1 protein-coding gene is annotated in these 11,382 nt (G+C 47.9%); it reads left to right on the top strand.

Features of this window, described 5'->3' with window-relative positions; all coding sequences use genetic code 11:
- The first annotated feature begins 197 nt into the window (after positions 1-197).
- The gene (locus tag FD963_RS06190; RefSeq protein ID WP_215361154.1) at positions 198-11,378 is read left to right on the top strand and encodes an autotransporter-associated beta strand repeat-containing protein; all 11,181 of its coding nucleotides are present in this window, start codon (positions 198-200) and stop codon (positions 11,376-11,378) included.
- Positions 11,379-11,382 lie beyond the last annotated feature (4 nt).

Below are 11,382 nucleotides of genomic sequence, written 5' to 3'. Positions count from 1 at the left end.
CTGGTACTGCGGCTTATAACGTTGCAATAAACGGTTCTAGCAACACCATCGCTGGTGCCACAACATTTGCAAATACCGGAACGGTTGCTTTAGGTAACGGCAGTGACACGATCAACTTCACTGGCGGTGTAATTGCTACTGCACCAAGTGGTATTAGTCTCGGTGGCGCCTTAACAACCAATAGTGGCGCAGTTACATTGGGCGGTACTGGCAAGACTGTGACTTTGGTTGGTGCTAGCTCTTCTATTGATACCGCTAATAGCGGAAATGGTGCTGCAATTACCATCAGCGGTCCTATTCAGGGAACAAGTGCTGGTGCTGAATCAGTCAGTGTTTCTAGTAAAACAGCGACTATTAGCTTGGCTGATGTCATTGGTTCAAGCATTAAGCTGGGCACATTCACTTTAGGTAATGCAGCTCAAACAGGCACCATTACTGTGAATGGCGCTATCGTTGCTGATGCCTTGGTGTCTGGTGCAAGCATTGGTAGCAATGCCTTTAACCTTGCTTTGAACAACTTATCAAGTGCAGCTGGTACTACTACGATTTCTTCTACTGCCACCTTCTATAACACTGGCACGCTGCGTTTTGGTGATCACTACAACGACATCTTTAATTTCTTGGGCGGCGTAACTGCTAATGCCTCATCTGCGATTTCAGTGAACGCAAGTCAAATTAATTCAATTGCTGCCGCAATTTCGCTTAACGCACCGATTACTTTTGAAAATAGCGTGACATTGAGTCCAGGAGTAGGGCGTATTACTTTGGGTGCTGCGATTGTTAATCCGGGTGCAACATTAACCTTAGGTGCAGGTGCTGCTACACCAATGACCTTGTCATCTATTAGCGGAACTTCAGGTGTTAAATCGAATATCACCTTCAATACTACCGATGCTGTAACTGTCAGTGGTGCCATTGGTACCAATATTGGCACATTGACTGTGACTAATTCTGGCGGAATTACCTTTAGTGGAGCGGTAGGATCTAGCAGCGATCGTATTACCAGTTTGGCAATTACCAGCGGTACTAGTGTCATTGAGTTTGCAAGCGATCTTTATGCTGGTGCAATGAGCAATGCAGGCGGCTCAAGTGAAATTAAGTTCTACGGAGCTAATACGGATGTGACTAGTGCCGTTACCTTAAGCACAACTGGTGCGGTTTACTACGGTGATGCCACCTCTGATGTCCTTACATTTGCACGTGGTATTACACACAATACTGGCGATAACATCCTGCTGGGAACATTTACTGCCGCCAATCCATCTACTTGCGTGGTTGGAACAAGTTGCTCATTTAACTTGGGTGGCACAACGACATTCTTGAGTTCTAACAGCGTATTTGACTTTGGTACCTCACCAATTACCTTAAACAATGTTCTCTTAGGAAACGGCGTCACCTTGTACTTGGGTGGTGGTAGCTCTGGTGCGATTACTGTTGCCTCGATCACTGGCACTGTAGGTGGCGCAGCATCTAATGTGGTGATTAATACTTCCGGTGCAGTCAGTGTGACGGGTGCTATTGGTACTGATATCGGTACATTAACTATCACGAATGCTGGCGGCGCTATTTTTGGTGGAGCAGTTACCACATCAACCGTTGCTTTAACTAGCGCAACTGGCACGATTGCATTTAATGATGTATTAACTGCAAATACTTTAAGCACTACAAGCAATGCCTATAACGTAGCTATCAATGCTAGCGGTTCTACTATTACTAACGCAGTGACCTTTAGCAATACTGGCACTGTTGCTTTAGGTTCTAGTGGCGGCACACAAACTTATGCCGGTGGAATTACTGCAACCGCTCCTTCGTCAAGCACTTTGAAGGGCACCATCAATACCACCAATACAGCCATGACATTTGGCCCAGTAACGCTTGGCGCTAATACCACTCTAAATTCCAATGCAAGCACCAATGCAGGGGATATTACTTTAGGGGCTGTAACAGGATCCTCATATAGCCTAACGTTGAGTACTGGATCTGGCGTAAGCGGCGCTGATGTGAGCGGCACTTCATTCTCCGGAACAGGCAGTCTGAACCTACAAAATATCGGTGGCACTGCAAGCTTTACTGGAGGCATTACAGCAGCGGATTTCACCATTGCCAATACTGTTAATAATGTCTCATTGACTGGTGCTGGCGGCACGGTCACTAACGCCATCACATTTAATAACACCGGTACATTGACCCTAGGGTCAGCCGGTAATACGCAAACTTACACCGCTGGTATTACAGCAACAGCACCTTCATCTATCACTACCGCTGGCACATTAGTGATGGGTGGTAATACAACTCTGGGTGATGGCGATACCTTGGTAACTCTTGGTTCTGCTACAACATTAAGCGCTGTTGCTGGTGGAACCATTACTTTGGGTAGCAATATCCAAGCTTCTAATATTGGCCTAACCATCTCTGGGGCGGGCAACACAGTCATTGCATCAGTGATTGATATTGGCTCAGGCACCTTAACAAAGTCTGGTTCTGGCACCTTAACCTTGTCCGGTCCTAACACCTACACCGGCACAACAACCGTATCAGCGGGTACATTGGCTCTAGGAGCTAGTGATGTGATCTCCAATAGCTCAGCACTTACAGTCAACGGCGGTACTTTTGCCCTAGGTAGCTACTCAGATACTGTTGGTGCAGTAACCATTGGCACAAACGGTGGTTCTATCACCAGCACTACTGGCGTTCTCACCGGTTCAAGCTACACCTTTAACAACACCACTAGTGCAACCGTATCAGCCATCTTGGCAGGTAGCGTAAATCTGACTCAAGCCGGTAGCGGTACAACGACTCTGTCAGGCGCCAATACTTATAGTGGAACAATGACTATTAGCGGTGGTACCTTATCCATCTCTGCAGATAATCAGTTAGGTGCTGTGCCAGTATCTGCTACACCAGGATCCATCGTATTTAACAGCGGAACCCTCAAAACCACTGCTACCTTTACCTTAAATGCTAACCGTGGCATCGCCATGACTGGTAACGGCAACATCAATGTAGATGGTTCCACAACCTTGACCTATAACGGCATCATTGCTGGCACAGGTGATCTCACTAAGAGCGGGGCAGGTACCTTGGTGTTGGGTGGTAACAGCACTTTATCTGGCACAACCACAAACAGCGCGGGTACATTACAAATCGGTAATGGCGCAACCTCTGGCTCACTTGGATCAGGCGCCGTAATTAACAGCGCTATCTTGGCTTATAGCCGTTCTGATGACGTCATCCTCAGTGGAGACTTATCAGGCGCCGGAAGTATTGCTCAATCTGGTAGCGGAACTCTCTATCTCACTGGCACCAATACCTATTCTGGTGATACCTACATCAACTCCGGTAGCTTATCCGTGGGTAATGGTGGTTCCACAGGAAGCTTTGGTAGCGGCTCAGTATTTAATAATGGATCACTCATCATTAATCGTACTGGAAGCATTTCAGTAAGTAATGTGATTTCTGGTACTGGCTCACTTACGAAGTTGGGTTCTGGTACCTTAACTCTGTCAGGCCCAAACACCTACACCGGTGGCACAACGATTAATTCTGGTACCGTAGCTCTCGGCGCTTCTAATGTTCTGGCTAATACTGGCGCTGTAACGATTGATGGTGGTACTTTTGCCTTAGGTAGCTACTCTGACACCGTTGGCGCTGTAACGATTGGCACAAATGGTGGTTCCATCACTAGCACTACTGGTGTGCTGTCCGGTTCAAGCTACACATTGAATAACACGGTTGGTGCAACTGTCTCAGCTATCTTGGCAGGCAGCGTAAACCTGACTCAAGCTGGTAGCGGTACAACAACTCTCTCGGGCAGCAACACCTACACCGGTGGCACAACGATTAATTCTGGTGCCGTAGCTCTCGGCGCTTCTAATGTTCTGGCTAATACTGGCGCTGTAACGATTGATGGTGGTACTTTTGCCTTAGGTAACTACTCTGACACCGTTGGCGCTGTAACGATTGGCACAAATGGTGGTTCCATCACTAGCACTACTGGTGTGCTGTCCGGTTCAAGCTACACCTTTAATAACACGGTTGGTGCAACTGTCTCAGCTATCTTGGCTGGAGCAGTAAATCTGACGCAGGCTGCCAGCGGTAGAACAACGATCTCTAGCAACAATACTTACACCGGTACCACTACCGTATCTGCCGGTACCCTCAATGTCACCGGCACCTTGTCTGATAGCACTGCAGTAACCGTTGCTTCTGGTGCTACTTATATTGTTGGTGCTAACGACACCGTAGCTTCAATTGCTGGCGCCGGTAATATCACCTTGACTGCAAACCTCACTGCAGGCTCTACACCAGACACTACCTTCAGTGGTGTGATGAGCAGCACAGGATCCTTCACTAAAGTAGGATCTGGTACCTTAACCTTGTCTGGCCCAAATACCTACACCGGCACAACGACTATATCTGCGGGTACTCTGTCCTTAACTGGCACAGGCTCCATTGCTACTTCGAGCAGTCTGATCAATAACGCTACGTTCAATATCAGTGGCACCACTTCTGGCGCCTCAATCATCAGCCTATCTGGTAACAGCACTGGCTCGGTCGTATTAGGTAGCAAGACTCTTACCATTAGCAACGCTGCTGATACCTTTGCTGGTGTGATCTCTGGTACCAACGGTAACCTGGTCATCTCTGGCGGTACTCAAGTATTAACAGGCACTAATACCTACAGTGGTACAACGACGATTAACACTGGCACCCTTAGTGCCGCTAGTGCCAATGCTCTGGGTACCAGCGCCGTATCGATTGGCGCAGCAGGTACCTTAGATCTGTCTTATAGCGGTACTGTCACTTTAGGTTCTAGCCTATCGATGACTGCGGGTTCTGCGATTACCAACAGCACCAATAACTCTGCTTTAGTGGTAACAGGGGTTAGCAGCCTAAGTGGCAATATCACCACAAACGGTAGTCAAACTTACACTGGTGCAGTGACCTTAGGTGCCAACACAGCAATTGCCACAAGCAATGCTAATGTGACCTTTACCTCTACTTTAAATAGCAGCGCTACTAATTACTACGGCCTAGCGATTACCAATGGCACTGGTAATGCCACCTTCACTGCTAGTGTTGGATCAAACAGTGGAACCAGTGCTCTAGGCTACTTATGTATTAATGCAAGCAGCTGCAATGCAAGTACTGTCGGTACAGCGCAAAACACCGGCACTACCACCTTAGGTGGCAATGTGATTACTAGTGGTAATCAGACTTATGGTGGTGCGTTGGTATTAAATCAAGATACAACACTGACTACAATTACCAATGGATCTGTATCAATTGCTGGTAATGTAAGTGGAAGTGCTACTACCCCATCTGTCACTTTCTATAACTCAGGCGGTGGAACACTAACCTACACCGGTGTAGTGAACTATGCGGATTCATTATCATCCTCTAGTCCAACGTGGGCTTTGCTGTATTCCCGTGGATTTAACGATCAGGCTACTTCCTTGCTGCTTTCAGCGGGTGCCTCTACAACCGTTTATGTAGACGCAGTCGGCAGTTCGATTATTAATACATTTACTAATTCAACCAGTACAGCACAGCGTTACACCTTAAGTAGTAGTGCTGGTTCAGCCTTTATTTTGACTGGTGGTAGCGGTGCTAATGCATTAACTATTTCCTCTGGAGCTGGTCGAGTCAACATTGTGGGCAATATCAATGCAACCACACTCTCCATTAACTCCACAGCCAACAATAGTGCCATCAGCGGCACCATCGGTGGATCTACTGCAGTCATTTACAACTCAGGCGCTGGCTATACCGGCTCCAATACTGGCGCCTTAACTCTCACCAACACTAATACCTACACCGGCACAACCACCATTAATGGCGGCACCTTGGCTGTAACCGGCACAGGATCGATTGCCGCTTCAAGCAGCATCATCGATAACGCAATCTTGGATATCAGTGGCACCACCTCTGGCGCCTCGATCATCAGCCTATCCGGTAACAGTGCTGGCTCTGTCGTATTGAGTAGCAAGACTCTCACCATTACTAATGCTGCTGATACCTTTGCTGGAGCCATCTCTGGTACCAACGGTAATTTGGTTCTTACTACCGGTACGCAAGTATTAACAGGCACCAACACCTACACTGGCACAACCACCATCAACGGCGGTACTTTACGTTTAGGTACTGGCGGCTCACTGGCTGCTGCTAGTGCATTGATCATGACTGGCACCAGCATCTTTGATCTGTATGGCAACTCCCAAAGTATTGCTTCCTTAACCGGTGCTACTGGTAATACGGTCTTGAACTCTAAAGGAAGTACTGCTTCTACCTTAACGGTCGTTGGTGGCACTACTACTTATGCTGGTGTGATTGCTGATAACGCCGGTACTGGCGGCTCTGTTGTCTTAGCGCTCTCAGGTGGTTCCTTAACCCTGTCTGGTGCTAATACCTACACCGGCACAACCACCATTAATGGTGGCACCTTAGCTTTAACCGCAACAGGATCGATTGCCGCTTCAAGCAGCATCATCGATAACGCCACCTTCGATATCAGTGGCACTACCTCTGGCGCCTCGATCATCAGCCTATCGGGTAACTCCTCAGGCTCTGCCGTATTAGGTAGTAAGACTCTCACCATTAGCAACGCTGCTGATACCTTTGCTGGTGTGATCTCTGGTACCAACGGTAATTTGGTTCTCACTACCGGTACGCAAGTATTAACAGGCACCAACACCTACACTGGCACAACCACCATCAATGGCGGTACTTTACGTTTAGGCACTGGCGGCTCACTCGCTTCTGCTAGCGCATTGATCATGACTGGCACCAGCATCTTTGATCTGTATGGCAACTCCCAAAGTATTGCTTCCTTAACTGGTGCTACTGGTAATACGGTCTTGAACTCTAAAGGAAGTACTGCTTCTACCTTAACGGTCGTTGGTGGCACTACTACTTATGCTGGTGTGATTGCTGATAACGCCGGTACTGGCGGCTCTGTTGCCTTAGCGCTCTCAGGTGGTTCCTTAACCCTGTCTGGTGCTAATACCTACACCGGCACAACCACCATTAATGGCGGCACACTGCACATTAGCAATAACACTGGCTTAGGCAGCAATAGCGGCGGGGCAGTGACTGTTAATAGCGGCGCTACCTTAGATCTGGTCTCCGTCACTGTTGGTACTAAAGCAGTAGTCCTCAATGGCGGTACCTTAGCCGATGCCACGAGCTCCTTAGCAGGCAACATCAGCTTCACTAGCGCTAGCACCATTAATGCTGCTACTGGCGATACGCTGACCTTGTCTGGCATCCTCTCTGGTAACTATGGCTTTACTAAGACTGGCGCAGGTACTTTAGTTCTGACCAATAGCGCCAACACCTACACTGGTACAACAACCGTATCAGCCGGTACTCTGTCCTTAATTGGCACAGGCTCCATTGCTACTTCAAGCAGTCTGATTAATAACGCCACCTTTGATATCAGTGGCACCACCTCTGGCGCTTCTATCATTAGCCTATCGGGTAATAGCGCTGGCTCTGTTGTACTAGGTAGCAAGACTCTTACCATTAGCAACGCTGCTGATACCTTTGCTGGTGTAATCAGCGGTACCAACGGTAACCTGGTCATCTCTGGTGGTACTCAAGTATTAACAGGCACTAATACTTACAGTGGTACAACGACGATTAACTCTGGCACCTTGTCTCTCACTGGCGCTGGCTCGATTGCCGCCTCCAGCAGCATCATCGACAACGCCACCTTAGATCTAACTGGCACTACATCTGGCGCCTCCATCATCAGCTTGGCTGGCAATACTTCCGGATCATTGTTGATAGGTAGCAAGACTCTCACCATTACTAATGCAGCTGATACCTTCGCTGGTGTGATCAGTGGTACTAACGGCAATCTCGTTTTATCTTCTGGTACTCAAGTATTGACAGGTGCCAACACCTACACCGGTACCACTACCGTATCTGCCGGCACCCTGAATGTGACTGGCACCTTGTCTGATAACACAGCAGTAACCGTTGCTTCTGGCGCTACTTATATTGTGGGTGCTAATGACACCGTAGCGTCTATCGCTGGCGCCGGTAATATCACCTTAACTGCAAACCTCACTGCAGGCTCTACACCAGATACCACCTTCAGTGGTGTCATGAGCAGCACTGGATCCTTCACTAAAGTAGGATCTGGTACCTTAACATTGTCTGGTCCTAATGCCTACACCGGTGGTACTAATATCAATGCCGGTACAGTTGCGCTAGGTGCCAATGATGTCTTGGCCGATACTGGTGTAATCCATGTTGCTGGTGGTAGCTTGGCTATGAGCACCTATAGCGATACTGTCGGTGCCATCACCTTATCTAGTGGTTCTATCTCTGGTACTTCTGGTGTTCTGACTGGATCAAGCTATGATGTGACTAACTCTACTGGCACCACAACGATCTCAGCCATCTTGGCAGGCACTGCTAACTTAGTGAAGAGCGGGGCGGGTACTTTAGTTCTTAGCAATGCGAATACCTACACCGGTACCACTACCGTATCTGCCGGCACCCTCAATGTCACCGGTACTCTGTCTGATAACACAGCAGTAACCGTTGCTTCTGGCGCTACTTATATCGTGGGTGCTAATGACACAGTTGCTTCAATTGCTGGCGCCGGTAACATCACTTTGACTGCAAACCTCACTGCAGGCTCTACACCAGACACTACCTTCAGTGGTGTGATGAGTAGCACTGGATCCTTCACTAAAGTAGGCTCTGGCACCTTAACCTTGTCTAATGCCAACACCTACACCGGTATCACTACCGTATCTGCCGGTACCCTGAATGTGACCGGCACCTTGTCTGATAGCACTGCAGTCACCGTTGCTTCTGGTGCTACTTATATTGTTGGCGCTAATGACACGGTAGCTTCAATTGCTGGCGCCGGTAACATCACTTTGACTGGCAACCTCACTGCAGGCGCTACAACAGACACTACCTTCAGTGGTGTGATGAGTAGCACTGGATCCTTCACTAAAGTAGGCTCTGACACCTTAACCTTGTCTAATGCCAACACCTACACCGGTACCACTACCGTATCAGCCGGTACCCTGAATGTGACCGGCACCTTGTCTGATAGCACTGCAGTCACCGTTGCTTCTGGTGCTACTTATATTGTGGGTGCTAATGACACGGTAGCTTCAATTGCTGGCGCCGGTAACATCACTTTGACTGGCAACCTCACTGCAGGCACTACAACAGACACCACCTTTAGTGGTGTGATGAGTAGCACAGGATCCTTCACTAAAGTAGGGTCTGGTACCTTAACCTTGTCTGGCCCAAATACCTACACCGGTGGTACTAATATCAATGCCGGCACAGTTGCGCTAGGTGCCAATGATGTCTTGGCTGACTCTGGTGCAATCTATGTTGCTGGTGGTAGCTTGGCTATGAGTACCTATAGCGATACTGTCGGTGCAATCACTTTGTCTAGCGGTTCTATCTCTGGTACTTCTGGTGTTCTGACTGGATCAAGCTATGATGTGACTAACTCTACTGGCACCACAACGATCTCAGCCATCTTGGCAGGCACTGCTAACTTAGTGAAGAGCGGGGCGGGTACTTTAGTTCTTAGCAACGCTAATACCTACACCGGTACAACGACAATTAATGGTGGCGTTGTCTCTATCAGTATGGATAGCAATTTAGGCCAAGCACCTGGCTCTGTAAATGCTGCGGCCCTGGTATTTAGCGGCGGCACTTTAAATGCCTCCTCAACATTTATCCTAAATGCTAATCGCGGTATTGCCTTGTTAGGTAGCGGAACAATCGATGTTGATGGATCTAGTACCTTAACTTACAACGGAATCATGTCCGGCGCTGGATCATTTACTAAGACTGGCGCTGGTATATTGATACTGGGCGCTACCAATACTAATACCGGTATCACAACGGTCTCTGCAGGCACCCTTGATGTTAAGGGCGCTTTAGCAAGTACTGCAGATTTGATTGTTGCAGCTGGTGCCAGCTATATCGTTGACCGAGCTGCCGTGCTCAATACTATTACCGGTTCTGGTACTGTGGTGCTCGCTACCAACTTAAGCTTAGGTGGCGGCAATACAAACTTTGCGTTTGATGGATCATTTACCGGATCTGGTACTTTGACAAAGGTTGGCTCTGGATCAATGACATTAAATGGTGCAAATACCTATTCAGGTAATACCGTGTTGAATACCTCACAGTTGATTTTGGGTAATGCAAATGCTCTCGGTGCAGGCGCATTAATATCTACTAATGGCGTATTGAGCTTGGCTTCAGGCGTGACATTGTCGAGTTTAACTATTAATGGCTCGGCAACGATTTCTTCAGACATTAGAACAACTGGCGCGCAAACCTATAACGGTAATGTGGTGGTTTCTCCTAGCGTTGCAGGCGCAGTCACTCTCACTACAGCAAATGCCCCAATTACTTTCAATGGTTTGATTGATAGCGCTGCAAGCAAAGCCAATACACTCAATGTCAATGCCGGCACAGGAATTGTCACTATTGCTAATAGCGTTGGTTCTGTAGCGCCGTTAGCGAGCTTCGTGATTACGGGCTCAACGATTAATCTCTTGGCGGACGTATTAACCTCAAGCCAACAAATTTATAACGGCTCAGTAGTTGTTGGAACTAACGGCAATGACGGATTCTTGTACGCAATGTTCCTGGCTCAAACCCGTCCTACATTGAATTTCAAGGTACTTGATACTGTACATACCCGCACCTTGATTTCTCTAGATCCATTGGTTGAATTTAACGGAACACTCAACCCAGCATCTGCTGCGCTGTACTCCTTAATGGTGGCTGCAATCTACCCTGGATATGTTAACGGCGATCTTACTAAGATGCCTGTGGTTAGTTTCAATGGCCTAGTGGGCAATATCTATCCGTTCTACTCTGCAAATATCCAGACGTTGCAGGCAGGAGATCTCTTTGCGCTTACACCTGCTACAGGTGTCATTAACGTCACAGGTGGTGTAGAGACTACTGCAAATCAAAATTACAGCTCCGCACAAATTGCCTTGACTGCAAATCCAACGCTAAATAATGTGGTCTTCAAATCACTGCAGGGAGCTGGAGGCAATATTAATTTTGATATTTCTAAAGTTGATGGCAAGTTTGATATGACAGGTAAAGTTTCGCTAGTAATCGACGCAAAGACAAACTTTACTGGTAGCGGCATCGATCTGTTAGGAGTGAGATTCCCGGTTGCTGAAGCCGAAGCTGCCGCAGCTTCATCTTCAGGTGGTAACTTAAGCAATGTTCTTAAGGTCTCCAAGCTTGTTTCGCTTGATGGAAGCGCTTCTGGAGATGCAGAAGTAACAGTTGAGATGGGTGAAGCATATTCAGGTAAAAAAGAATGCAAATCTCAAGACGATAGTGGGCTTTGCAAATAGTGCC

It is taken from the genome of Polynucleobacter sp. JS-JIR-II-50 (assembly GCF_018687895.1).
Classification (GTDB): domain Bacteria; phylum Pseudomonadota; class Gammaproteobacteria; order Burkholderiales; family Burkholderiaceae; genus Polynucleobacter.
The sequence above is the reverse complement of the archived record's forward strand: the minus strand, read 5'-3'. Positions and strand labels throughout refer to the sequence as shown.